The sequence below is a fragment of the Rathayibacter sp. AY1E6 genome (genome assembly GCF_002931115.1).
Taxonomy (GTDB): domain Bacteria; phylum Actinomycetota; class Actinomycetes; order Actinomycetales; family Microbacteriaceae; genus Rathayibacter.
Genome location: NZ_PSVK01000003.1, coordinates 34,922 through 56,743, shown reverse-complemented (window position 1 = coordinate 56,743; position 21,822 = coordinate 34,922). Strand labels below are relative to the sequence as shown.

Sequence of the window (21,822 nt, the reverse complement as noted above, 5' to 3'; positions counted from 1 at the left end):
GCGGGGCGCGGCCTACAGGCCGTAGGAGCGGAGGTACGCGGCGGTGTCGTGCCAGCCCTCGACGGCGAAGCACTCGACGCCCATCGCCTTGACGGGGTAGTCGTTGCCGTCCGGGTCGAGGCGGTCGCCGACGAAGATCATGTCGTCGAGAGGGATGCCCGTCAGCTCGGTGAGCTTGTTCATCCCGTACGCCTTGTCGATGCCCTTCCGGGTGATGTCGACCGACGTCGAGCCGCCGGAGCGGACCTCGAGGTCGGGGAGCACGGCCTGCACGTTCTCACGGAGGGTGTTCTTCTTCTCGCCGTCCGGGTCCCAGGCCTGCTTGACCTCGACGGGCGCGGACTGGCCGAGGGCCGAGAAGGTGATCTGCGAGTCGCGGTCCTCGAGGATCGGGCCCCAGGTCTCGGACTCCCAGTAGCCGAGCTCCTTCGCCTTCTCCTCGACGGCGGCGAGCGCGCGCGACTTCTCGTCCTCGGTGAGGTTCTCGGCGTAGATCTGCGCCCAGTCGCCGTTCTCGTACCGGTAGTACTGCGTGCCGCAGGTGGGCATGAGGTGCAGCTTCGCGAGCACCTCGGGGTCGGCGCCCTCGAGGCGGTCGAGCACCTGCATCCGGAACTGGCCGATCTGGCCGCCCGAGATGATGCACACCTCGGTGGCCTGGAGCAGCTTCACGAAGAGGTCGGCCATCGCCGGGTCGACGGGGGACTTCGAGGCGGCGAGGGTGTCGTCGAGGTCGAAGGCCATCAGGCGGGGCAGGGTGCTCATGGAACTCGTTTCACGGTCTGCGGACGGGGCGGTAACGAGGATACGGGGCGCCGCCGGAACGCGCGCGCGGTCGGCGCGAGCGGGCTCCGAGCGCAGACTGGGGGGCATGACCGCCGCCACAGCGCCCGACGGAGGACGCCGCTCCGTTCTGCGCACTCTCGCCCGCATCCTCCTGGGCCTGCTGCTCGTCACGGCCGGCACGGCGCACCTGACCGTCGCGCGTCAGGCCTTCCAGGCGCAGGTCCCGCCGTGGCTGCCGGCCGACCCGGACCTGGTGGTCGTCGCGTCGGGCGTCGTCGAGATCGCGCTCGGGCTCGCGCTCGTCGTGCTCGTGCGGTGGCGCGTGATCGTGGGAGTCGTGGTGGCCGCGTTCTTCGTCGCGGTCTTCCCGGGGAACATCTCGCAGCTGGTGACGCGGACGCCGGCGTTCGGCCTCGAGACGGACGCGGCGCGCGCGGTGCGGCTCGTCTTCCAGCCCCTGCTGGTGGTCTGGGCGCTCTGGTCGACCGGGGCGTTCTCGGCCTGGCGGGCCCGCCGGTCGCGACGCCGCGGGGACTGAGCCGCCGGTCCGCGGCCCGATCGTCCCGCGATCCTCCGGAACGGCGAACGGCGGCCGGCGGGAGACCCCGCCGACCGCCGCCCGTGCCCTGCTCGGCTAGGCCGCGAGGCGGCGTCGCGCGACGACCAGCGCGAGACCCGACAGCAGCAGCACGAGGGCTCCGCCGATCAGGCCGGCCGCGTCGGCGCCGGTGTTCGCGAGCGAGCCCGGGCCGGAGCCTCCCGCGACGGGGGCCGCCGTGGTGGTGGGGTGCGGCGACGGAGCTGTGGTGGGCTGCTCCGTCGGGGTGCCGGGCTCGGTCGGCGCCGGGGTGACCGGGACCTCGGCGGCGGGCTCCGTCGTCAGCGACCAGTTGGGGTCGTAGAAGTCGGCCTGGTCGATCACGCCGCGGGCGGTCGACCAGTCGATGAGGAGCTGGCGGATCTCGAGACGCTCGTCGTAGACGAGCGGTGCCTGCGCGACGGCCGGGTAGGCGCCTCCGCCGCTCTGGCGGTAGTTGTTGACCGCCATCACGAAGCGATCGTCGTCGGCGACCGGGGTGCCGTCGGCGTGGGCGAGACCGCGGATCCGCGAGCCGGCGGGCTGGGAGACGTCGATCACGTAGTCCAGGCCCGAGATCGCGTCGTAGTTGTAGTCCGGGATGCCGTCGGGGCGGTCCTCGGTCGTCGCGTTGGTGCCGGTCTCGGGGTCGAACACGGCGCCCTCGGCGGTCTGCACGAAGTAGCGGGCCGAGAACTCGAGGTAGTCGCGCACCTCGGCTCCGGTCAGCTCCACTCCGCGGAGGGTGTTCTCGTAGATGTACAGGCCCGCGATGTCGCGGATGCTGACCTGCCCCTTCGGGAAGACGGCGGTGCGCGAGAACGGCGACGCCTGCGAGATCACCGGCAGGTCGGCCCACTCGGTGCCCTCGAGCGCCGACTCGACGGTCTCGGCCTGGACGGTGTTGATGAAGTCGATGATCGGGGTGTCCTCGTAGCGCGAGGTCGCGGCCGAGAGCTCCTCGACCGAGTCGGCGACGGGGGTGTTCACGTACTCGATCGTGGCGGCGCGCTGCTCGGCGAGGGCGTCGACCAGTGCGGGCGACTCCTCGGCGATGTCCTTCGCGTAGACGGGCTGCGTGACGGGTGCGTTCCCGGCCGACCAGTCGACCTCGAGGCCGCCCGCGGCGTCCGGCACCAGGTTCAGGGTGACCTCGGTGAGGCCCTGCGCCCAGAACTCGGGCTGGGTGACCAGCACCTGCTCGCCGGCGACGTTGGTGAACAGCGTCTGCGGCAGGTCCTTGTGGCTGTGGCCGGCGACGACCACGTCGATGCCGGGGACCTGCGTCGCGATGTTGTTGACGACGTCCTCGTTGAGTTCGGCGGCGTCGTACTCGGCGTCCGGCACCGTGCCCTGGCCGGTGTGCGCGAGGACGACGACCACGTCGGCCTGCTCCTGCACGATCGGGACCCACTGCTTCGCGGCGGCGACCATGTCCTGGAACTCGAGGACGCCGTCGACGTACTGCTTGTCCCAGACGCGGACGCCGGGCGTGACGAGGCCGAGGACGCCGACGGTGACCGTCTTCCCGTCGATCTCGCGCTCGATCAGCGTGTAGGGGTCGTGGTACGGCTTGCCGGTGGCGACGTCGACGACGTTCGCGCCCAGCAGCGGGGCGTTCAGGTCGCCCTCGTACGCGCTGAGCATGTCGAGCCCGTAGTTGTACTCGTGGTTGCCGACGACCTGCGCGTCGTAGCCGATGGTGTTGAACGCGGTGGCCATCGGGTGCGTCGTCTCGCCGGAGAGGACGCCCGCGGCGCCGTCGCCGAGGCCGTAGTAGTAGGTGAGCGGCGTGCCCTGGATCGCGTCGCCGTTGTCCATGACGAGCACGGACTCCTCGCCCTTCTCGGCGCGGAGGCGGTCGACCTCGGTCGCGACGCGGGTGAGGCCGAGCGCACCGTCGGCCGGGTACGGCGCGTTCGCGAAGTAGTCCCAGTCGTAGACGTGCCCGTGCGTGTCGGTCGTCGACACCAGGGTGAGCTCGACGCCGTCGTCGAGAGGGGCGGCCGAGGCGATCGGAGCGGCGGTGGCGGCTCCGAGTGCGACGACGGCGAGGAGGCTTGCGGCGCGGAGTCTGCGCATCGTGGTCCTGTTCGCGTGATGAGTGGAGTGTGAACGTCCTCGAATCTATGCGCCGCGTGTGAACTGCGCATGACGGGATCGAGAGCATTGCTCGGCGATGCGTCCGCGGTGCCGGCCCGGAGCCGGGGGAGTCCGCGGTGCCGCCCCCGCGCGCTGGAGCCGTCCTCCGGCCCCTCCGCTAGAATCGAGCGGCTGGTCGCGCGGAGGCGGCACGACTGCCGCGCCGCACCCGCCCACCCCCGCCCCTCCCGTCGAGAAGGACACGCCATGCCAGCAATCGTCATCACCGGCGCCCAGTGGGGCGACGAGGGCAAGGGACGCGCCACCGACCTCCTCGGCAGCCGCGTCGACTACGTCGTGAAGTTCAACGGCGGCAACAACGCCGGGCACACCGTCGTCGTGGGCGACGAGAAGTACGCCCTGCACCTGCTCCCCTCCGGCATCCTCACCCCGGGCGTCGTCCCGGTCATCGCGAACGGCGTCGTCGTCGACATCGAGGTGCTGTTCCACGAGCTCGAGGCGCTGAGCGCGCGCGGGGTCGACGTGTCGAAGCTGCTCGTCAGCGCCAACGCGCACGTCATCACCAGCTACCACCGCACCCTCGACAAGGTGACGGAGCGCTTCCTCGGCAAGCGCCAGATCGGCACCACCGGCCGCGGCATCGGCCCGGCGTACGCCGACAAGATCAACCGCGTCGGCATCCGCATCCAGGACCTCTTCGACGAGAACATCCTCCGTCAGAAGGTCGAGGGCGCCCTCGACCAGAAGAACCACCTGCTGGTGAAGGTCTACAACCGCCGCGCGATCCTGGTCGAGCAGGTGCTGGAGGACCTGCTGCAGTACACCGAGCGCCTGCGCCCGATGGTCGCCGACACGTCGCTCGTCCTCTCGCAGGCGCTCGACGCCGGCAGGACGGTGCTGTTCGAGGCCGGCCAGGCCACGATGCTCGACGTCGACCACGGCACCTACCCGTTCGTCACCTCCTCCAACGCGACCTCGGGAGGAGCGGCCACCGGCTCCGGAGTCGCGCCGAACCGCATCGACCGCGTCATCGCGGTCATCAAGGCGTACACGACCCGTGTCGGCGCCGGCCCGTTCCCGACCGAGCTCTTCGACGAGTGGGGCGAGTACCTCCGCCGGCAGGGCTTCGAGTTCGGCACCACGACCGGCCGCCCGCGCCGCTGCGGCTGGTACGACGCCCCGATCGCCCGCTACTCGGCGCGGATCAACGGGGTCACCGACTTCGTCCTCACCAAGCTCGACGTGCTCTCGGGCCTCGAGACCATCCCCGTCTGCGTCGCCTACGACGTCGACGGCGTGCGCCACGACGAGGTCCCGGTCTCGCAGAGCGACTTCCACCACGCGAAGCCGATCTACGAGGAGTTCCCCGGCTGGCAGGAGGACATCTCCGGCTGCCGCGAGTTCTCGGACCTGCCGCAGACCGCGCAGGACTACGTGCGCGCGCTCGAGGCGATGAGCGGCGCCCGGTTCTCGGCGATCGGCGTCGGCCCGGAGCGCGAGCAGGTCGTCGTGCTGCACGACCTGCTCGACTAGAAGCGGCGAGGAGCCGGGCCGGGCAGCCCTCTCGGAGGCGGCCCACGTGTTCACAACCGAGGAAGAACATCGGGGACCTCGCGGAGTGACGCGGATCCCGGGCCCTCTCGACGAATCCTGCCTCCGGTGTGGACACGACCGCCGCCGAGCGCGCCGGATAATCGGCGCATGCAGATCTACGCCGACCTCCCGGCCGTCCGCGCGCGGCAGATCCTGGCCGACGCCCTCGCTCTCGGCGTGGCCGTCGTGGCGATCGCCGCGGGGATCGCGGTCGGCTCGCTGATCGCCGGCCTGGCCGAGATCGGCCGTCGGCTCGAGAGCGCCGGCAGCGGCTTCGGCTCGACCATGAGCGACGCCGGGACCACCCTCGGCGGCATCCCCCTGCTCGGCGACGCCGTGCGCGCGCCGTTCGACGAGGCGAGCGGGGCCGGCTCCGTGCTGGCCGCCGCCGGACGCGACCAGCAGCAGCTCGCGAGCGCCCTGGCCGTGGTCGCCGGGCTCGCCGTCGGGGGCCTCCCGCTCCTGCTCCTGGCCGTGCTCTGGCTCCGGCCCCGGCTCCGCTTCGCCCGCCGGACCGCCGAGCTGCGCGCCCTCGGCTCGACCGGCGGCGGAACCGAGCTGCTGGCCCTGCGCGCGCTCACCCAGGCGTCCCCCCGCGACATCCTCGCCGCGCACCCGGAGGCCGCCGCGGGCTGGAGGACCGGCGACCCCGCCGTCACCGCCGCGCTGGCGGCCCTCGCCCTCCGCCGGGCGGGACTCCGGCCCCGCTGACCCCGCAGGACCATCGCGGGTCCGCCGGAGGGATGACGCCGCGAGCCACTGCGGACGACGCCGGCGACACGGGTGCCTCCGTAGCGTCGAGGACATGCAGAACCAGACCTCCTCCGTCGTGGCGCGCGTCGAGGGCGTGCGCAAGCTCTACGGCAGCACGCCGCCCGTCGTCGCCCTCGACGACGTCACGCTCTCGATCGAGCGGGGCGAGTTCACCGCGGTGATGGGCCCCAGCGGATCCGGCAAGTCGACGCTCATGCACGTCCTCGCCGGCCTCGACACCGCCTCCTCCGGCCGCGTGTTCCTCGGGGACGCCGAGATCACCTCGATGAGCGACGCCGAGCTGACCGTGCTCCGCCGCCGCAGCGTCGGCTTCGTCTTCCAGGCCTTCAACCTCGTCCCCACGCTCGACGTGCGCAACAACATCCGCCTCCCGTTCGAGCTCGACGGCCGCTCCGTGACCGGCGACGAGGAGCAGTGGATCGCCCGGCTGATCGAGTCCCTCGGGCTCCGCGAGCGCCTCACGCACCGGCCCCACGAGCTCTCGGGCGGGCAGCAGCAGCGTGTGGCGATCGCCCGCGCCCTCGCCACCCGGCCGCAGCTGATCTTCGCCGACGAGCCCACCGGCAACCTGGACTCGCGCACCGGTCGCGAGGTCCTCAGCCTGCTCCGGGCATCCACCCGCGAGTACGGCCAGTCGATCGCCATGGTCACCCACGACCCGATCGCGGCGGCCTATGCCGACCGCATCGTCTTCCTCCGCGACGGGGCCGTGGTCGACGACCGCCGCGGGATGAGCGCCGAGGAGATCTCGCGCGCGATGCTCACGATGGAGGGCGCGGCGTGAGCGGCGTGCGCACGGGCTCGAGCCAGGGCGGGGGCGCCATCGTCACCGTCGCCGCGCTCGCCGCGGCGTTCGGCGCCGTGCTGGTGCAGGTCATCGCCGACATGGTCGCGGCCTTCGCGGCAGCGGGGATCGACGGCATCGGCCAGGTCGCACTCATGCTCGGGATGGTCGGCGCCGTCTTCTTCGGCATCGCGGTGTTCGTGGGCGGGATCGTCACGGCCAACGCCGTCTCGACCGTCATCGCCGGGCGCACCCGCGAGATCGCCCTGCTGCGCCTGCTCGGCGCCTCCGGCCGGTCGCTGCGCAGGGGGATCGTCCGCACGGGCCTCCTGCAGGGGCTCCTCGGAGCGGCGATCGGCCTGGTCGCCGGCGTCGCTCTCGTGGCGCTCGCCGCGGAGCTCGCCATCCGGAGCGGCACCCTGCCCCGCTTCGACTACCCGCTCGTCTCGCCCGGCCTCGTGCTGCCGCTGATCGCCGTGGTCGCCTCGACGGTCATCGCCTCGTGGTCCGGATCGCGCCGCGTGCTCGCGGTCGCGCCGTCGCAGGCCGCCGGATCGTCCGCCGAGCCCCGCTACGAGGAGCTGCGCGGCCGCACCGCCCGCAACGTCACGGCGATCGTCTTCGTCGTGGTCGGCGCGCTGCTGCTCGCCGCCGGCGTGGTGTTCGGGCTCGCCAACCCCGGCGGCGTCCTCCTCGGGCTGGTCGGAGGCATGGCGTCCTTCACCGGCGTGATCCTCGGGGCGCCCGTCCTGCTCCCTCCGCTCACGGCCCTCGTGGGCCGCGCCTTCGGCCGGGGCCCCGTCGCCCGCCTGGCGTCCGCCAACGCCGTCCGCAATCCGGCGCGCAGCGCCCGCGCCGTCATCGGACTGGTCATCGGAGTGTCGCTGGTCACGATGTTCGCGGTCGCCGCCGCCACGTTCGGCACGATCATGGAGCGCTCGGGCGAGACGAACCCCGAGGTGATCGCGGCGTTCGAGCAGTTCATCCAGGTGAGCACCGCGGTGATGAGCGTCCTGCTCGGCTTCTCGGTCGTCCTGGCCGCCGTCGGCATGGTCAACACGCTGTCGCTCAGCGTGCTGCAGCGCCGGCGCGAGCTGGGCCTGCTCCGCGCGCTCGGCTTCACCGGCTCGCAGGTGCGGTCGATGGTGGTGCTCGAGGCGGCGCAGATGATCATCGCTGCCGCGGTGCTCGGCATCGTGCTCGGGATCGTCTACGGCTGGTGCGGCGCGATCTCGGTGTTCGGCTCGCTGCCGGGCATCGGACTGATCCCGCCGACCGTCCCGGTGCCGATCCTGGTGGCGGTGCTCGTGGTCGGTGTCGTGATCACGGTCGTCTCGGCCGTGCTGCCCGCCCGCCGCGCCACGAAGGTGTCGCCGGTCGCCGCTCTCGCCGTGGCCTGAGGACCGGCACCACGTAGAACCCGCAGCCGGGGGCCGGCGCCCTCACACCACCGAGAACCCCGCGGCGAGGGGCTCCCGCCCGCTCAGCGCGAGCAGGAGCTCCTCGCCGCGTCCGGATCGAGCGGCCAGCCCGCCGGTCAGCGCGCAGCACGCCTCGACGGCCTCGCCGGGCAGCGCGTGCGGGATCCCGGTGGCCCGCGAGAGGTCGAGCGTGTGCACGACCAGCTCGAGCAGCCGGGTCCGGAGGTACTCGTCCAGCTCGATCGCGTGGCCGCCCACGGCGACGAGGCGGCCGGGACGCTGGGCGGCGACCAGCTCGACCGCGCGGCCCGCCGCCTCCGCCAGCGCCTGAGCCGGCCTGTCGCCGAGCAGCAGCCCAGCCTCGACCCCGCGCCGCGCCACCGCCGCGGGGTCGGCGACGTTCCCGGCCAGCGCGGCGTAGTAGTCGAGCGCGTCCTCGATGGTCGGCTCGGGCGGCTCCGGAGCGAGGAGGTACGCCTCGACCGTCAGCACCGCCCGCGACGCGTGTCCCGCGAGGCCGCGGACGTCCCAGGCACCGAGCCCCGGCTGCTCCCACTGGTCCTCCCGCACCTGCGCGAGCAGGCCGACGAGGGCGGCGGCGGCGGACTCGAACAGCGCGGCGGTGCTCATGGAGCCATGCTGGCACGGTGCCCCACACTGATCGCATGAGCAGTCCCCGCCGCCCCGGTCCCGTCACGCTCGTCGGCCGCTCGATCGTCCTCGAGCCGCTCGCCGCCGACCACGTCGAGCCGCTCGGGCGGGCGATCGGGCATCCGGCGGTGTTCGCCGGCGGCTACGGAGGAGGACCCGCCGGCCTCCCCGGCACCCCGGAGGAGTTCCGCGCCTTCGTCGACCGCTACTACCCCTGGGGCACGGGCCTGCCATTCGCCGTGCTGCAGGAGGGGCGCGTCGTCGGCACGACCTCGCTGGCTGACTTCGACGAGACGCGCGAGGCGGCCCACCTCGGCTGGACGGCCTACGCGCCCGAGACGTGGGGCACCGTCGTGAACCCGGAGGCGAAGCGGCTGGTGCTCGGACTCGCCTTCGACAGCGGCTACGAGCGGGTGAAGCTCCAGGCGGATGCGGTGAACGCGCGCTCGCGGGCCGCGATCCTCCGCCTCGGCGCCGTGTTCGAGGGGGTGCTCCGCCACGACCAGCGGCGGGCCGACGGCTCGTGGCGCGACACGGCCGTCCACTCGATCCTCGCGGCCGAGTGGCCGGCCGTCCGCGACGCGCTCGACCGCCGGATCGACGCGGCGCTAGCGCTCCCTCCCTCGACCGCGCAACCGCTGACCGGGCGGCCGCCCGAGGAGTAGGAAGGAGGCATGGAACGCATCCACTACGCCGGCAGCTCCGTGCTGACGGGTACCGCCATCGCGCGGTCGCTGCTGGCCTACGCGGAGGCGCTGGCGCTCACCAAGGGGTCGATCACGGTCGACATCCCGATCCGCCAGGAGTCCGGCCGGCCCGGACGGGCGGCGCTGCTGATCGGACCGGCGAGCCAGCTGTTCTCGGAGTCCGAGGACGACGGAGCCGAGGAACTGCTCGACGAGGAGCTCGTCGAGCGCTTCACCCGCGAGACGGCCCGTCTGGGCGTCTCGCACCCCGTGGCCGAGGAGGACGGCGGCGCCGGGCCGCTCTCCGCTGTCGACACCGAGATCCCGCAGTTCCACGGCGAGGACGACTCCTGGTGAGCATCCGGGGCGCCGGTAGGATCGACACTCACGACTCCGCCCGACCCTTCGCGGACGGGCGACTTCCCGAACGGAGAACCGCCTGATGGGGCGACTGATCTACGACTCGACCCTCGAGGCCGACTTCGACGACCGTCTGCTGGCGCACCTGCAGATCGTGATCGGCTCGAAGCTCGCGCGCAACGAGTCCTTCTACTTCTCGTGGAAGGACTCGCAGGCGGTCGGCGACGGACGCACCTCGATCTGGCTGCACCCCGCCATCCCGCTGCGCTTCAAGTACCACGGCGGCCGTGCCCCGAACATCAACCCGGACTGGATCCGCCAGCTGCTCGCCGATTCGCACACGGCGCACGGGCTGCGGATCAGCGAGGAGCCCCACGGGACCGCCCGTCAGAGCGAGGAGAGCATGCTGTGAAGCGCGTCGAGATCATCTACGGCGGAGCGCCGTTCAGCCTGAGCGAGACGTCGGCCGCGGAGGTGCGCGAGAGCATCGACCGCGCCCTGGACGGCTCCGCGTCGCGCTGGATCACGGTGAACCAGGGCGAGGGCGAGCCCCGCGAGACCTCGATCCTGATCACGCCGGGAGTGGCGTTCTCGGTCGCCGACGTCGCGCACTGAGGTCGACGCCGCGGTCACGGTGATCGCCGCCGCTCACGCCGCCGGCTCGGTCCGGGGCGCTCGCACCGCCGGCCCGCCTCGGAACGACTGCCGTCCTCAGTGCACCCGCGCCGCTCAGCCCGCCAGCACGCGCGGGAACTCCCCCGGGATCTCGCTCGCGAGGTACCCGGCCGGGCCGATCCGCGCGGAGAGGCGCGTGTCCGCCTCCGTGTGCAGGAACGCGCCCCACGCGGCCGCGCCCATCGGATCGACGCCGCGCCCGCGCAGGCCCGCCGTCGCTCCGGCGAGCACGTCGCCGCTGCCCGCGGTGGCCAGCCCGGGGTGCTCGTCCTCGATCCGCACCGCGTCGCCGTCGGGCGAGGCGATCGTGTTGAACAGGCTCACCACCGCGCCGTAGCGCTTGGCGACCGCGAGGGCGGCCCGCTCGACGTCGTCGACCTCCTCGCCGAGGAGCCGGGACGCCTCCTCCGAGTTCGGGGTCAGCAGGAGCCGGCCCGCGAGCCTCCGTGCGAGACGGCGCTGCCCGGGCAGGACTCCGAGCGGGAAGGCGTCGAGGTGCACGGCCGGCACGTCGTCGAGGAGCGGAGCGAGGGCCCGCAGGGTCGCGGCGGTCGCGCGCGGGTCGTCCAGGCCGGGTCCGATCAGGGCGACGTCGGCGGAGGAGAGCTCGCCGGCCAGGACGTCGAGCCCGCGGCCCGAGACGGAGCCGGTCCGGGTCTCCGCGAGCGGGACCACTCCGCACTCCGGCAGCGCGACCGCGGTGGCCGACGCGACCGACTCGGCGACGCAGAGCGTGATGCGCCCCGCGCCGGTCCGCAGCGCGGCGATCCCCGCGAGGATCGCGGCGCCGGGCGTCTTGCGGGCGCCGCCGACGACGACCACGTCGCCGCGGGAGTGCTTCGAGCCTCCGGGCTCCGGGAGGGGCCAGCGCTGCTCGAGCAGGGCGCGGGAGACGAGGTCACTCATGAGGGTCTCCTTCTCCGTCCGCGCGGTCGTCGTGCCGGGTGACGGGGGCGCCGGAGCGCTCGAGGTGGGACGTGCGGTTGAAGAGGTCGAGGCGCCACGCGCCGCCGTCGCGGACGAGACGGGTGACGGAGCCGTTGGCGACGGGCGTCGAGGCGCCGATGTCGAGCAGCTCGTGCTCGGAGAGGCCCTCGAGGACGTAGCGGAGGACGAGGACGACCGCGTCGTGGCAGAAGAGGATCGCCGGCCCGGGAGGCGCGGCGACGGCGAGGTGGTCGACGAAGGCGCGGACGCGGAGCGCGAGGTCCGTCCAGGCCTCGCCTCCCGGCGGCCGGTAGTAGAACTTGCCGAGCCACTCGCGCCGCGCCGCCTCCTCGGGCATCCGGGCCCGCACGCCGGCGGAGGTGAGGCGGTCGGTGACGCCGAGGTCGCGGTCGCGCAGGCGCTCGTCGGGGCGCAGCCGCAGGTCGATGCCGGCCTCGCCGAGGGCGAGACGCGCGGTCGCGGAGGCGCGGCGGTAGGGCGACGTCCAGGCGGAGGCGGGCCGCGCCTCCTCGGCCAGCCAGCGGCCGAGCGCGCGCGCCTGCTCCTCGCCGGCGGGGGAGAGCTCGACGTCGGGGTCGCGGCGGTCGACGGCGATCTCGTGAGCCCCCGAGGCCTCGGCGGCGCTCGCCGCGATGTTGGCGAGGCTCTCGCCGTGACGGACGAGGAGGAGCTCGGTCGGGCCGGTGGAGGAGGTGGGCATGGCTCCACGCTCCGCCTCGCGGGCCGGAGGCGCCAGGGGGTTCCGCCGCGGCGACGCGGGTTGCTACGGAGTCGTCAGGGGTTCCGCCGTCGTCAGGGCGCCTCTCCGTCGGCGCGCTCCTCCGCCGAGACCGCCGTGACGACCGCGGTGAGCGTCTCGGGGTCGCTCAGGATGCGGAAGTGCCCGCCGGTCTCGATCCGGACGTTGACCGCGCCCTCGAGCATGCTGCCCTCGGGGATGTGCGGATCGAAGAGGCCGAACACGGAGGTGATCCGCGCGTTCGCTCCGGAGCGGCTCGACAGCAGCAGGGTCGTGGCGTCGCGCGGCGAGAAGGCGCGCAGGCTCCGGAGGACCAGGTAGGGCGCGTAGCGGGAGCCGCCGAACGGGGTCGCCACGGCGACCATCCGGTCGACCCGGCCGTCCGGGTCGAGCTCGGTCATCACGTACTTGCCGATCAGCCCGCCCTTGCTGTGGGCGACGATCACCACGTTGCGGAGCCCGTGCTCGGCGAGGTAGGCGGCCACGTCCTCGGCCGTCCGGGCGACCGGGCGGCCGTTGCGGCCGAGGCTCGTCAGCACGTGGAGAGGGTGCCCGCGCTCGTGCAGCGGATCGATGATCGGGCGGAGGAAGGACCAGGTCTCCCAGATCCCCGGCAGGACCACGACGGGCCGCCGGTCGCCGTCGAGGTAGTCGTCCGGGGCACGGCGCGAGAGGACGCCGCGCACCTGCCAGGCGACGGCGTAGGCGTAGTCGCGGATCCACCAGACGGCGTCGCGGACCAGGCGCCGGAGCCGGCTCATGCGGCGGGCTCCGACCGGAGGGGCAGCGGGGCGGCGGGCCTCTCGCCGAGCGCGGCGGCGAAGCGGAGGATCTCGCGGGCGAGCGCTCCGGGCTCGGTGCGGGGGACGACGTGGCGCGAGCCGGCGAACTCGACGAGCCGCCCCTCGCGCGCGCGGGCCGTGAGCCGCTCGCACCAGTCACGGGTGGCGATCGGATCGTCGCGGCCGCGGGCGACGAGGACCGGCACCTCCAGCTCGGCGACGCGCACCTGGACCGGATGCCGCAGCATCTCGGGCAGCTGGCGCAGGTACCAGCGCAGGCCGCCGCGCAGGTAGTCGGCCAGCAAGATCGCGTCGACGCCCACCGGCTCGCCGAGGCAGTCCCGCAGCAGCGCGAGCCCCTGGCGGACCGCTCCGGGCCGCTGCGGATCCACCACCGGCCCGATGAGCACCGCGCCGTCGACCAGGCCGGGCGCGCGCAGCCCCAGCTCGACCGCCACCTGCGACCCCATCGAGTGCCCGACGACGACCGCGCGCGAGACGCCCAGTCCGCGGAGGACCTGCTCGACCTGCCGCGCGTGGTCCTCGAGGCCGACCCTCCGCCGCGGTCGCGCGTTCGCGCCGAAGCCGGCGAGGTCGACGCCGATCACCCGGCCGTGCCGCTTCAGGCGGGCGGCGAGCGGCGAGAAGGTGTGGTGCGACATCCCGATCCCGTGGATCAGGACGAACACCGCGCCCGCTCCGGCCGGACCGGTGTCGACCGTCCGCAGCGTGACGCCCTCGACCTCGTGTCGCACGGGGAGGACGCGGCGGGGCGGTGTCGGCAGCATCGTCCCAGGCTAGGGATCGGCGGCCGGCCGCGCGGGGGGATGCGCCCGCTCCCGCCGTGGTCTAGGCCGCATCCGCCCTGGGGAGGAGCGTCCACCCCGCCGGCCGCCGGCGGTCCCCGCCGAGCGTCCCGTCGTCCCCGCTGTCAAGCGGCTCCTCCGCGGCGGCGCCCCTGCCTAGCCTCGGAGGAGGGGGCCGGCATGCGCCGCTTCCGGAGGGATGACGCCATGCGGATCGCGATCGTCGGGGCGACCGGCAACCTGGGTACGGCGCTGCTGCGGCGCCTGCACGGCGAGGCCGGGGTGGAGGAGATCGTGGGCATCGCCCGCCGGGCCCCTCGGCTCCGCTCGGAGGAGTACCGCGACGTGCGCTGGGTCGAGATCGACCTCGCGTCGAGCGTCGCCCCGCGGCGGCTCCGCGAGGCCTTCGCCGGCGTCGACGCCGTCGTGCACCTCGCCTGGGCGCTGCAGCCCAGCCATGACGAGCCGTTCCAGCGGCTGGTCGACGTCGGAGGCACCGCGGCCGTGCTCGAGGCGGTCGCCGCCGCGGGAGTCGGCCAGGTCGCCGTCGCCTCGTCCGTGGGTGCCTACAGCGCGGCGCCGAAGTCGATCCGGGTGACCGAGGACTGGCCCACGGGCGGCCTGCACACCTCGACCTACAGCCGCCACAAGGCCGCGAACGAGCGGCAGCTCGACGCCTTCGAGGAGCGGCACCCCGAGATCGTCGTCACGCGCCTGCGCCCGGGGCTCGTCTTCCAGCGCGGAGCGGCGACCGAGATCGCCGGGCTCTTCGCCGGACCCCACTACCCGACGCGGTGGCTGAAGGCGGTCCGGATCCCGGTCCTTCCGCTGCCGAGGAGCATCGTCTTCCAGGGCGTGCACGCCGACGACGTGGCCGACGCCTTCTGGCGCGCGCTCGACCGGCGCGCCGGCGGGGCCTTCAACATCGCGGCCGAGCCGGTCCTCACTCCGGAGCGGCTGGCGCACGCCTTCGGCGCCCGCCTGGTCACGGTGCCGTTCGGGCTGCTCCGCTCCGTCGTCACCGCGACCTGGCACCTGCGCCTGCAGCGCACCGACGCGGGCTGGCTCGACATCGCGGGCAACGTCCCTGTGATGTTGACCGAGCGCGCCCGCGCCGAGCTCGGCTGGGCGCCGACCCGCACGGCGGAGGAGGCGCTCGCCGAGCTCGTGGCCGGCCTGGCCGACCGCTCGACCGTCCCGGGCTCGCCCCCGCTCCGGGGCTGATCCGGCCGGGAGTCGATCAGAGGCGAGCCCTCGCGGTCAGTCGGCGACGCGGATGAGCACCTTTCCCGTCGCGCCCTGCTCGACCGCGTCGTGGGCGGCCGCGATCTCCTCGAGCGGGAACCAGGTCAGCGGGAGGCCCGCCTCCTCGCCCACCGGGAGCGCGCCGTCGACGAGCGCCGCGGTGATGTCCTCGGCCGCGGCCTGCAGCGCCTCCTCGCCCACCGTGTAGAGCAGCAGGCCCTGCCACCGGGCGTTCTTCGCGAAGCTCGCGACGATCGGCACGGTGAACTCGTCGCCGTTGTTGTTCGCGTAGTACCCGATGCTGCCGTGGTTGGCGAGCACCTCGACGTCGAGCGCGGCGTTCTGAGCCGGTGCGACCTCGACCACGTGCTGGACGCCCTCGGGGGCGAGCTCGCGGATCCGGTCGGCGAGCGCGTCGTCCGGGTACTGCAGCACGTGCTGCGCACCGGCCGCACGGGCGAGCCGCTCCTTGGGGTCGCTGCTCACCGTCGCGATGACGGTCGCCCCGGCCCAGACCGCGAGCTGGATCGCGGCGTGCCCGACGGCTCCGGCGCCGCCCTGGACCAGGACGGTGCGGCCGGCGAGGGTGCCGGGCGCGAGACGGGAGGGGCCGTGCTCGTGCACGGTGAGGGCGCGGTGGGCGGTCATCGCGGGGACGCCGAGGCTCGCGGCGACGTCGGCGCCGACGCCCTCGGGCAGGCGCACGACGTGCTCGGCGGCGAGCACCGCCGACTCCTGCGCGGTGCCGGTGGGGCGGCGGTGCGCGGAGAGGTACATCCAGACCCGGTCGCCGACGGCCAGGCCCTCGACGCCCTCGCCCAGCGCCTCGACGACACCGGCGCCGTCCTGGTTCGGCACGACCTCGTCGAACGCGAGGTCGCCGTCGGCGCGCGCCTTCCAGTCGGTCGGATTCACGCCCGACGCCAGGACGCGGACGCGGACCTCGCCGGCGCCCGGCGCCCGCTCCTCCCGGTCGACGAGGGAGAGGACGGAGGAGTCACCGGTGCGGGAGTAGACGATCGATCGCATACGGAGGGCAAGGAGCGCGGGCGGCGGTGTATTCCCGGCGGCACGACGAAGGGCGGCGGGCCCGGAGGCCCACCGCCCTGTCAGCGCCGACGGATCAGTGCTGCACGTCCTCCTGGACGGCGTGCTTGGCCTCGCGGGCCGAGTCCTTCACGTCGTCGGTGGCGGAGGTGCCCGCCTCCTTGACGTTCTGCGCGGCGTCGGTCGCGGTCTCCTTGACGGAGGCGAAGGCCTGCTGCGCGGGCTCGCGGAGCTCGCTCGCCGCCTCCTTGGCCGCGTCGGTCACCTTGTCGACGACCGGCTGGGCCTGCTCCTTGACGCGGCTCGCCGCCTCCTTCTCCTTGCTGGAGGCGGGGATGAGCGAGGCGACGAGGAGTCCGGCGCCGAGGGCGATGAGCCCCACGGCGAACGGGTTGCCCTCGGCCTTGGCCTTCGCCGAGCCCGCACCGCTCGAGAGCGAGTCGGAGGCGTCGTGCGCCGAGCCCATCACCCGGTCGCGGACGGAGCCCACGGCCGACTTGACCTTGTCGGTCTGACGCTGCGCGATGGCGGACGGGCTGACCTTCTCGGCCAGCGCATCGACGTCTCCGCCGAGCTCGAGGCGCGTGCGCTCGATGTCCGCCCGGATCTCCTCGGGTGTCTTGTTCTGTCCTGCGTCGTACGTCATCGTCCTGCCCCGTTCGGCTTGAGGGTGTCGGGAATCTTCTTGAGGGAGTCGACCGTCTCGGGAGCGCCGTCGACCTGCTTCAGGCTCTTGCGGCCCACCGCGTAGAGGATCGCGGCCACGATCGCCCAGATGACGGCCACGACCACTCCGGACCAGCCGTTGCCGATCAGAGTGCCCAGGCCCCACCAGAGGGCGATCGAGAGGAAGAGCACGGCCATCAGCGCGGCATAGCCCGCCCCGCCGAGGAGGCCCGCTCCCTTGCCCGCCTTGCCGGCGGACTCCTTGAGCTCGGCCTTCGCGAGGGCCATCTCCTGGCGGATCAGCGTGGAGAGGTCGCGCGAGACCTCGCCGAGCAGATCACCCAGCGACGTCGACCCGGCCCGCTGGTCGGGCGTCTCCGTCGAGCGGTGGACGCCCGTCGGGTCGGTCACAGCCGGCCGCCGTTCGGGAAGCCGCCGTCGAGCGGGTCGGCGACGGGCTCGGTCGGCGCGTAGTCGCGCTCGAGGGAGCTCGAGCCGACGGTGCCGTAGGCGGACGCGACGGGCGCGTCGTACGCGGAGGCGTCGGAGTACGCGGTGGTCGAGGCGGGGGCGTCGAACTCGGGCCCGTCGGTGCGGGTGCTCGTCGCCTCCTTCTCGTCCTTCGCCTCGGCGGTCAGGGCGCGGATGAGGCGCCCGCCGACGAGTCCCGTCGCCGCGGCGATGAGGATGAAGGCACCCGGACGGCGGCGGGCGAACGCGCGGACGTCGTCGAGGAGCTCGGACGGGTCGCGGTTCTCGAGCCACGAAGCCACACCCTGCACGCGGGTGGCCGCCTGGGAGACGAGCTTCGCCGCGGCGTTGTCGCTGCCGCCCTCGCCGTTGGCCAGCGCGGTCAGGTCGTCGCTGAAGGCGCGGGCGCCCTTGGCGGCGTTCTCCTTCTGGGCGTGGGCCTGCTCGGTGAGCTGGGTGCGGCTCTGGTCGTAGAGGTCCTTGACCTGGACCTTGGCCTCCTGGACCACGTTGGCGGCCTCGTCCTTGCCGGTCGAGAGCACTTCGCTCGCGGCCTGCTTGGCGTCGCCGGCGACGGCGCCGGCCTGGTCCTTGGCGGTGCCCGCGGCGGCGCTCGCCTTCTCCTTCGCGGAGTCGGCCGTGCCGCCCGAGGAGGAGCCGGAGGAGGTGTCCGTGGAGGCGACGTGCGCCCCGCTGTCGATGGGGGTCTCGGTCGCGCCGAAGTTCGCGGCGCCGTCTCCGAACGGAGGTGAAGCGGGATCGATGTTCGACATCGTCTGTCCCTTCCAGGATCGAGTGGGGAATGAATGCGTGCCGGCGTCGCCAGTCTGTTCGGGCCCTCGAGTACCGGGAAGGGCATAGCGGCTGACCCCCCGATGGGGCTACCATCCCGCGCCCACGAGGGCGGGTCCCGAGGGCCCGTGGATCGACTGCTCCGCCGCCGCGTCAAGCCCCTTCTGACCCGCGAACAGGGCTCCCTACCGTCGAGAGGACAGACATCGGACGTCCGCACCCGGATCCGCCCGGCTACCCCGGAAAGGCAACCAGTCATGTTCTTCCACCGTCAGGAACTCCAGTTCACGTCCACGCCCTCGAAGCCCGACGCGGTCTTCGCCCGCCGCTTCCAGGAGGTGCTCGGCGGCCAGTACGGCGAGATCACCGTGGCGATGCAGTACGGCTTCCAGGCCTGGAACGCCCACGACCCGGGCAAGTACCGGGACCTGCTCTTCGGCATCGGCGCCGAGGAGTTCGGCCACGTCGAGATGATCGCCGTGATGATCGCCCAGCTGCTCGAGAAGGCCCCGGTCGAGCAGTCCGAGGACGCGATGAAGAAGGACCCCGTGCTCGCGGCGGTCATCGGCGGCTCCGACGTGCAGCACGCCATCGTGGCCGGCGCCGGCGCGCGCCCCGTCGACAGCATGGGCAACCCGTGGCAGGGCTCCTACATCACCGCCAGCGGCAACCTGCTGGCCGACTTCACCGCCAACGCGAACGCGGAGATGCAGGGCCGGCTCCAGGTCGCCCGGCTCTACCACATGACCGACGACCACGGCGTGCGCGACCTCCTGTCGTTCCTCCTGGCCCGCGACACCATGCACCAGAACCAGTGGATCGCGGCGGCCGCCGAGCTGCGCGCGGAGGGCCGGGAGGACCTGCCCGTGCCCTCGAACTTCCCGATCTCGAAGGAGGAGCGCTCCGTGTCGTACGAGTACATCAACTTCTCGGACGGAGCAGCGGCCTCCGAGGGCAGCTGGGCCTCGGGCCCGACCCCGGACGGCAAGGGAGAGTTCAGCTACCGCGTCGCGGAGCCCGGCGGCGACGTCCCGATGCCCCCGCCCACCCAGCCGGACGAGCGCCTCTACGGCACCGACCCGAAGCCGAACATCGTCGAGAAGGCAGTGGGGGCCGTCAAGGACGCGGTGACGGGCAAGTGAGCGCCGCACGGGTCCTCGGGGCGCTCGGCGCCTCCGCCCTGACGATCGGCCTGCTGGCCGGCTGCACCGGCGACGCCCAGACGCCGTACCAGTCGGGGAGCGCGGTGCCCACCAGCGCCGACGACGGATCGTCGCAGACGCCCACGAACGCGCCCTCGCAGTCCGCTCCGTCCGAGTCCGCCGCCCCGGCGACCTGATCCCGCGCCCTCGGCCGGCCGGCCCCGGTCGAGGGCGCGAATCATCGCAGTCCAGCGGGCACCCGGGCAAGCCCCTTCCCGCTCCCAGGAAGCGGGCAGTTCCCGGTCCTACGGTCGTGCCAACGATCAGCGAAGGAGGCACCACCATGGGGCTCGATGACAAGATCAAGAACGCCGCTCAGGACATCGCCGGCAAGGCGAAGGAAGCCCTGGGCGACCACAAGAACGACGACAGCCTGAAGGCCGAAGGCCAGAAGGACCAGGCCGCGGCCTCGGCCAAGAAGGCCGGCGAGGACGTCAAGGACGTCTTCAAGTAGGTCTCGGCAGTACCGCGAAGGCGGCGCTCCCCTCGGGGGGCGCCGCCTTCGCTGTTCCCCGGCTAGGGGTGCAGGACGACCTTGATGCAGCCGTCCTCCTTCTTCTGGAAGGTCTCGTAGAGGGCCGGAGCGTCCTCGAGCGGCGCCCGGTGGGTCACGAGGTCCATCACGCCGAGCGGATCGGAGGAGTCCTCCACCAGCGGCAGCAGGTCGTCGATCCAGCGCTTCACGTTGCACTGGCCCATCCGCACCGTCACCTGCTTGTCGAACATCGACTTCAGCGGCATCGGGTCGGCCTCTCCGCCGTAGACCCCGCTCAGCGACACGGTGCCGCCGCGGCGCACCAGGTCGAGGGAGGCGTGCACCGCGGCGAGGCGGTCGACGCCGACCGTGTCCATCGCCTTGCGGGCGATCGGGTCGGGCAGGAGCCCCGCCATCGACTGCGCGAACGAGCCGACCGGCGAGCCGTGCGCCTCCATGCCGACTGCGTCGACGACGGAGTCGGGGCCGCGCCCGTCCGTGAGGTCGCGCAGTTGCGCGGCGATGTCATCGGACAGGTCGAACGTCTCCACGCCGTACCGCTCGGCCATCGCGCGCCGCTCGGCGACGGGCTCCACGGCGAGGACGCGGTAGCCGCGGTGGGCGCCGATCCGCGCCGCGAACTGGCCGACCGGGCCGAGTCCGAAGACGACGAGGGTCCCGCCGTCGGGCACCTGCGCGTACTCCACCCCCTGCCAGGCGGTGGGCACGATGTCGCTGAGGAAGAGGTAGCGCTCGTCCGGCAGGTCCGTGCCGACGACGATCGTGTTGTAGTCGGCCAGCGGCACGCGGAGCAGCTCGGCCTGCCCTCCGGGGACCTGGCCGTACATCTTCGTGTAGCCGAAGAGCGCCGCTCCCGAGCCGTACTCGGTGACCTGCGTCGTCTCGCACTGCGACTGCAGCCCTCGGCGGCACATGAAGCACTCGCCGCAGGCGATGGTGAAGGGCACGACGACGCGGTCGCCGGGCTTCAGGGTGGTGACTCCGGAGCCCACCTCCTCGACGACGCCCATCGGCTCGTGGCCGAGCACGTCCCCGCGGTCGATGTAGGGCCCGAGGAGGCGGTAGAGGTGCAGGTCGGAGCCGCAGATCGCGGTCGAGGTGATCCGGACGATCGCGTCGGTCGGCTGCTGGATGCGGGGGTCGGGGACGGTCTCGACCGAGACCTTCTCGATGCCCTGCCAGGTGAGTGCTCGCATGCTCGTGTCCGTTCTCCGGCTCGCGCCGGTCGGGGTCGGTGTCCCTCCACCGCACACCCGGAGGGCGCCGAGGGGGAGGGGCTTGACGCTCCCCGGAGCGCTTCCGAGGGGGATTCCCGGGAGAACGCACGGACGTGCATCCCGCGTTCACCCGACTCACGGCGGCCGAGTGGTGGGATGGGGGGATGGATGCTCTCTACACCGCCATCGCCCACGCCTCCGGTGGAGGACGCGACGGCCACGTCCGCACCGAGGACGACCGTCTCGACCTCGACACCCGCGCCCCGCAGGAGCTCGGCGGCTCCGGCGAGGGGACCAACCCCGAGCAGCTGTTCGCGGCCGGCTACTCCGCCTGCTTCCTCAGCGCCCTGCACGGAGCCGGTCGCCAGCTGAAGATCGACACGACCGACGCGGCCGTCTCGGCCAGCGTCTCGATCGGGAAGAACGACTCCGACGGCTTCGGCCTCTCGGTCGAGCTCGACGTCTACGTGCCGAAGGCGAGCTCCGAGGACGCGCAGAAGGTCGCCGACGCGGCGCATCAGCTCTGCCCGTACTCCAACGCCACCCGCGGCAACATCCCCGTGCAGATCAACCTGGTCGACTGACCGGGCCCTCTCGACGGCCCCTCCCGGACTCCGGGCAGGGGCCGTCGTCGTGTCCGGGGGCGGTCCGTTAGGGTCGGGGCATGACCGAGGAGCTGTCGCACGAGGAGCCGTCGCACGAGGAGTCCCTGGCGCGGGCCGAGCTCGTGCAGATCCGTCAGAGCATCGACAACATCGACGCGGCGCTGATCCACCTGCTCGCCGAGCGCTTCAAGTTCACGCAGAAGGTCGGCCGGCTGAAGGCCGCGCACGGGCTGCCCGCCGCGGACCTCGAGCGCGAGGCCCGCCAGATCGCGCGGCTGCGGGCGCTCGCCGAGGAGTCGCACCTCGACCCGGCGTTCGCCGAGAAGTTCCTCGGGTTCATCGTCGCCGAGGTCATCCACCACCACCAGCGCATCGCCGACGGCGCCGAGGACTGAG

At 73.2% G+C, this 21,822-nt stretch carries 27 protein-coding genes; 15 read left to right on the top strand and 12 right to left on the bottom strand.

Annotated features, from left to right (window positions below):
* Positions 1-12: 12 nt before the first annotated feature.
* Positions 13-765, bottom strand: coding sequence for an HAD-IIB family hydrolase (locus C5C46_RS03775; RefSeq protein ID WP_104225711.1), 753 nt, complete (start codon positions 763-765; stop codon positions 13-15).
* A gap of 106 nt (positions 766-871) precedes the next feature.
* Here C5C46_RS03775 and C5C46_RS03770 point away from each other — a divergent pair, with 106 nt between their 5' ends.
* Positions 872-1,324: a DoxX family membrane protein gene (locus C5C46_RS03770; protein WP_104225710.1), complete on the top strand. Its 453-nt coding sequence runs from the start codon at positions 872-874 to the stop codon at positions 1,322-1,324.
* Between the two features lie 96 nt (positions 1,325-1,420).
* On the opposite strand, the gene C5C46_RS03765 is transcribed toward C5C46_RS03770, so the two are convergent.
* On the bottom strand, positions 1,421-3,445 hold the full coding sequence (locus C5C46_RS03765) for a bifunctional UDP-sugar hydrolase/5'-nucleotidase (RefSeq protein WP_104225709.1): 2,025 nt from the start codon (positions 3,443-3,445) through the stop codon (positions 1,421-1,423).
* A gap of 267 nt (positions 3,446-3,712) precedes the next feature.
* Between C5C46_RS03765 and C5C46_RS03760 the strand changes: the two genes are divergently transcribed.
* The 4 genes from C5C46_RS03760 (at position 3,713) to C5C46_RS03745 (ending at position 8,017) form a co-directional block, all read left to right on the top strand.
* Positions 3,713-4,999: an adenylosuccinate synthase gene (locus C5C46_RS03760; protein WP_104222783.1), complete on the top strand. Its 1,287-nt coding sequence runs from the start codon at positions 3,713-3,715 to the stop codon at positions 4,997-4,999.
* Positions 5,000-5,167: 168 nt separating this feature from the next.
* A complete protein-coding gene (locus C5C46_RS03755) occupies positions 5,168-5,770 on the top strand; it encodes a hypothetical protein (RefSeq protein WP_104225708.1) in 603 nt (200 codons plus the stop codon).
* Between the two features lie 94 nt (positions 5,771-5,864).
* Positions 5,865-6,617 carry an ABC transporter ATP-binding protein gene (locus tag C5C46_RS03750; RefSeq protein ID WP_104225707.1) on the top strand — a complete coding sequence of 251 codons (753 nt, stop codon included), beginning with the start codon at positions 5,865-5,867 and terminating at the stop codon, positions 6,615-6,617.
* Entirely contained in the window at positions 6,614-8,017 is a 1,404-nt protein-coding gene (locus C5C46_RS03745) for an ABC transporter permease (protein ID WP_258059308.1), read from the top strand. Before C5C46_RS03750 ends, C5C46_RS03745 begins: the two co-directional genes overlap by 4 nt.
* Before the next feature lie 42 nt (positions 8,018-8,059).
* On the opposite strand, the gene C5C46_RS03740 is transcribed toward C5C46_RS03745, so the two are convergent.
* Positions 8,060-8,668, bottom strand: a complete 609-nt coding sequence (locus C5C46_RS03740; RefSeq protein WP_104225706.1) for a maleylpyruvate isomerase N-terminal domain-containing protein — start codon at positions 8,666-8,668, stop codon at positions 8,060-8,062.
* A 35-nt stretch (positions 8,669-8,703) separates the two neighbouring features.
* Between C5C46_RS03740 and C5C46_RS03735 the strand changes: the two genes are divergently transcribed.
* The 4 genes from C5C46_RS03735 to C5C46_RS03720 all read left to right on the top strand — a co-directional run bounded on the left by C5C46_RS03735 (position 8,704) and on the right by C5C46_RS03720 (position 10,350).
* Entirely contained in the window at positions 8,704-9,354 is a 651-nt protein-coding gene (locus C5C46_RS03735) for a GNAT family N-acetyltransferase (protein WP_104225705.1), read from the top strand.
* Between the two features lie 9 nt (positions 9,355-9,363).
* Positions 9,364-9,732: a hypothetical protein gene (locus C5C46_RS16740; protein WP_104225704.1), complete on the top strand. Its 369-nt coding sequence runs from the start codon at positions 9,364-9,366 to the stop codon at positions 9,730-9,732.
* Positions 9,733-9,817: 85 nt separating this feature from the next.
* Positions 9,818-10,147, top strand: coding sequence for an ATP-dependent DNA ligase (locus tag C5C46_RS03725; RefSeq protein ID WP_104222776.1), 330 nt, complete (start codon positions 9,818-9,820; stop codon positions 10,145-10,147).
* Positions 10,144-10,350, top strand: coding sequence for a hypothetical protein (locus C5C46_RS03720; RefSeq protein ID WP_104222775.1), 207 nt, complete (start codon positions 10,144-10,146; stop codon positions 10,348-10,350). Before C5C46_RS03725 ends, C5C46_RS03720 begins: the two co-directional genes overlap by 4 nt.
* A gap of 114 nt (positions 10,351-10,464) precedes the next feature.
* Here C5C46_RS03720 and C5C46_RS03715 read toward each other — a convergent pair whose 3' ends face one another.
* The 4 genes from C5C46_RS03715 to C5C46_RS03700 all read right to left on the bottom strand — a co-directional run bounded on the left by C5C46_RS03715 (position 10,465) and on the right by C5C46_RS03700 (position 13,667).
* Entirely contained in the window at positions 10,465-11,316 is an 852-nt protein-coding gene (locus C5C46_RS03715) for an NAD(P)H-hydrate dehydratase (protein WP_104225703.1), read from the bottom strand.
* Entirely contained in the window at positions 11,309-12,058 is a 750-nt protein-coding gene (locus C5C46_RS03710) for a histidine phosphatase family protein (RefSeq protein WP_104225702.1), read from the bottom strand. The genes C5C46_RS03715 and C5C46_RS03710 overlap by 8 nt, the downstream gene beginning before the upstream one ends.
* Before the next feature lie 92 nt (positions 12,059-12,150).
* Positions 12,151-12,858 carry a triacylglycerol lipase gene (locus C5C46_RS03705; RefSeq protein ID WP_104222772.1) on the bottom strand — a complete coding sequence of 236 codons (708 nt, stop codon included), beginning with the start codon at positions 12,856-12,858 and terminating at the stop codon, positions 12,151-12,153.
* A complete protein-coding gene (locus C5C46_RS03700) occupies positions 12,855-13,667 on the bottom strand; it encodes an alpha/beta fold hydrolase (RefSeq protein ID WP_104225701.1) in 813 nt (270 codons plus the stop codon). Before C5C46_RS03700 ends, C5C46_RS03705 begins: the two co-directional genes overlap by 4 nt.
* A gap of 225 nt (positions 13,668-13,892) precedes the next feature.
* Here C5C46_RS03700 and C5C46_RS03695 point away from each other — a divergent pair, with 225 nt between their 5' ends.
* Positions 13,893-14,909 (top strand): NAD-dependent epimerase/dehydratase family protein, encoded by a 1,017-nt coding sequence (locus C5C46_RS03695; RefSeq protein WP_104225700.1) that lies wholly within the window; start codon positions 13,893-13,895, stop codon positions 14,907-14,909.
* 36 nt (positions 14,910-14,945) lie between these two features.
* Here the strand turns inward: C5C46_RS03695 and C5C46_RS03690 are convergent, their stop codons facing one another.
* The 4 genes from C5C46_RS03690 to C5C46_RS17185 form a co-directional block, all read right to left on the bottom strand.
* Positions 14,946-15,959 carry an NADPH:quinone reductase gene (locus C5C46_RS03690; protein WP_104225699.1) on the bottom strand — a complete coding sequence of 338 codons (1,014 nt, stop codon included), beginning with the start codon at positions 15,957-15,959 and terminating at the stop codon, positions 14,946-14,948.
* A 94-nt stretch (positions 15,960-16,053) separates the two neighbouring features.
* On the bottom strand, positions 16,054-16,623 hold the full coding sequence (locus tag C5C46_RS03685) for a DUF3618 domain-containing protein (RefSeq protein ID WP_104222768.1): 570 nt from the start codon (positions 16,621-16,623) through the stop codon (positions 16,054-16,056).
* Entirely contained in the window at positions 16,620-17,054 is a 435-nt protein-coding gene (locus C5C46_RS17190) for a phage holin family protein (RefSeq protein ID WP_104222767.1), read from the bottom strand. The genes C5C46_RS03685 and C5C46_RS17190 overlap by 4 nt, the downstream gene beginning before the upstream one ends.
* Positions 17,051-17,887, bottom strand: coding sequence for a hypothetical protein (locus C5C46_RS17185; RefSeq protein WP_104225698.1), 837 nt, complete (start codon positions 17,885-17,887; stop codon positions 17,051-17,053). Before C5C46_RS17185 ends, C5C46_RS17190 begins: the two co-directional genes overlap by 4 nt.
* Positions 17,888-18,163: 276 nt before the next feature.
* Here C5C46_RS17185 and C5C46_RS03670 point away from each other — a divergent pair, with 276 nt between their 5' ends.
* From C5C46_RS03670 to C5C46_RS03660, 3 genes are all read left to right on the top strand, one after another.
* A complete protein-coding gene (locus C5C46_RS03670; protein WP_104225697.1) occupies positions 18,164-19,048 on the top strand; it encodes a manganese catalase family protein in 885 nt (294 codons plus the stop codon).
* Positions 19,045-19,245: a hypothetical protein gene (locus C5C46_RS03665; RefSeq protein ID WP_104225696.1), complete on the top strand. Its 201-nt coding sequence runs from the start codon at positions 19,045-19,047 to the stop codon at positions 19,243-19,245. Before C5C46_RS03670 ends, C5C46_RS03665 begins: the two co-directional genes overlap by 4 nt.
* A gap of 146 nt (positions 19,246-19,391) precedes the next feature.
* A complete protein-coding gene (locus C5C46_RS03660) occupies positions 19,392-19,562 on the top strand; it encodes a CsbD family protein (protein WP_104222763.1) in 171 nt (56 codons plus the stop codon).
* A 62-nt stretch (positions 19,563-19,624) separates the two neighbouring features.
* Here C5C46_RS03660 and C5C46_RS03655 read toward each other — a convergent pair whose 3' ends face one another.
* Positions 19,625-20,800, bottom strand: coding sequence for a zinc-dependent alcohol dehydrogenase (locus tag C5C46_RS03655; protein WP_104222762.1), 1,176 nt, complete (start codon positions 20,798-20,800; stop codon positions 19,625-19,627).
* Positions 20,801-20,985: 185 nt separating this feature from the next.
* On the opposite strand from C5C46_RS03655, the gene C5C46_RS03650 reads away from it, so the two are divergent.
* Positions 20,986-21,405 (top strand): organic hydroperoxide resistance protein, encoded by a 420-nt coding sequence (locus tag C5C46_RS03650; protein WP_104222761.1) that lies wholly within the window; start codon positions 20,986-20,988, stop codon positions 21,403-21,405.
* Between the two features lie 80 nt (positions 21,406-21,485).
* Positions 21,486-21,821, top strand: coding sequence for a chorismate mutase (locus C5C46_RS03645; RefSeq protein WP_104222760.1), 336 nt, complete (start codon positions 21,486-21,488; stop codon positions 21,819-21,821).
* The last annotated feature ends 1 nt before the right edge of the window (position 21,822 follow it).

Coding starts and splice junctions, on each gene's coding strand:
- C5C46_RS03775 (WP_104225711.1), bottom strand. CDS start 765: ATGAGCACCCTGCCCCGCCTGATGGCCTTCGACCTCGACGACACCCTC.
- C5C46_RS03770 (WP_104225710.1), top strand. CDS start 872: ATGACCGCCGCCACAGCGCCCGACGGAGGACGCCGCTCCGTTCTGCGC.
- C5C46_RS03765 (WP_104225709.1), bottom strand. CDS start 3,445: ATGCGCAGACTCCGCGCCGCAAGCCTCCTCGCCGTCGTCGCACTCGGA.
- C5C46_RS03760 (WP_104222783.1), top strand. CDS start 3,713: ATGCCAGCAATCGTCATCACCGGCGCCCAGTGGGGCGACGAGGGCAAG.
- C5C46_RS03755 (WP_104225708.1), top strand. CDS start 5,168: ATGCAGATCTACGCCGACCTCCCGGCCGTCCGCGCGCGGCAGATCCTG.
- C5C46_RS03750 (WP_104225707.1), top strand. CDS start 5,865: ATGCAGAACCAGACCTCCTCCGTCGTGGCGCGCGTCGAGGGCGTGCGC.
- C5C46_RS03740 (WP_104225706.1), bottom strand. CDS start 8,668: ATGAGCACCGCCGCGCTGTTCGAGTCCGCCGCCGCCGCCCTCGTCGGC.
- C5C46_RS03735 (WP_104225705.1), top strand. CDS start 8,704: ATGAGCAGTCCCCGCCGCCCCGGTCCCGTCACGCTCGTCGGCCGCTCG.
- C5C46_RS16740 (WP_104225704.1), top strand. CDS start 9,364: ATGGAACGCATCCACTACGCCGGCAGCTCCGTGCTGACGGGTACCGCC.
- C5C46_RS03725 (WP_104222776.1), top strand. CDS start 9,818: ATGGGGCGACTGATCTACGACTCGACCCTCGAGGCCGACTTCGACGAC.
- C5C46_RS03715 (WP_104225703.1), bottom strand. CDS start 11,316: ATGAGTGACCTCGTCTCCCGCGCCCTGCTCGAGCAGCGCTGGCCCCTC.
- C5C46_RS03710 (WP_104225702.1), bottom strand. CDS start 12,058: ATGCCCACCTCCTCCACCGGCCCGACCGAGCTCCTCCTCGTCCGTCAC.
- C5C46_RS03705 (WP_104222772.1), bottom strand. CDS start 12,858: ATGAGCCGGCTCCGGCGCCTGGTCCGCGACGCCGTCTGGTGGATCCGC.
- C5C46_RS03700 (WP_104225701.1), bottom strand. CDS start 13,667: ATGCTGCCGACACCGCCCCGCCGCGTCCTCCCCGTGCGACACGAGGTC.
- C5C46_RS03695 (WP_104225700.1), top strand. CDS start 13,893: ATGCGGATCGCGATCGTCGGGGCGACCGGCAACCTGGGTACGGCGCTG.
- C5C46_RS03690 (WP_104225699.1), bottom strand. CDS start 15,959: ATGCGATCGATCGTCTACTCCCGCACCGGTGACTCCTCCGTCCTCTCC.
- C5C46_RS03685 (WP_104222768.1), bottom strand. CDS start 16,623: ATGACGTACGACGCAGGACAGAACAAGACACCCGAGGAGATCCGGGCG.
- C5C46_RS17185 (WP_104225698.1), bottom strand. CDS start 17,887: ATGTCGAACATCGATCCCGCTTCACCTCCGTTCGGAGACGGCGCCGCG.
- C5C46_RS03670 (WP_104225697.1), top strand. CDS start 18,164: ATGTTCTTCCACCGTCAGGAACTCCAGTTCACGTCCACGCCCTCGAAG.
- C5C46_RS03660 (WP_104222763.1), top strand. CDS start 19,392: ATGGGGCTCGATGACAAGATCAAGAACGCCGCTCAGGACATCGCCGGC.
- C5C46_RS03655 (WP_104222762.1), bottom strand. CDS start 20,800: ATGCGAGCACTCACCTGGCAGGGCATCGAGAAGGTCTCGGTCGAGACC.
- C5C46_RS03650 (WP_104222761.1), top strand. CDS start 20,986: ATGGATGCTCTCTACACCGCCATCGCCCACGCCTCCGGTGGAGGACGC.
- C5C46_RS03645 (WP_104222760.1), top strand. CDS start 21,486: ATGACCGAGGAGCTGTCGCACGAGGAGCCGTCGCACGAGGAGTCCCTG.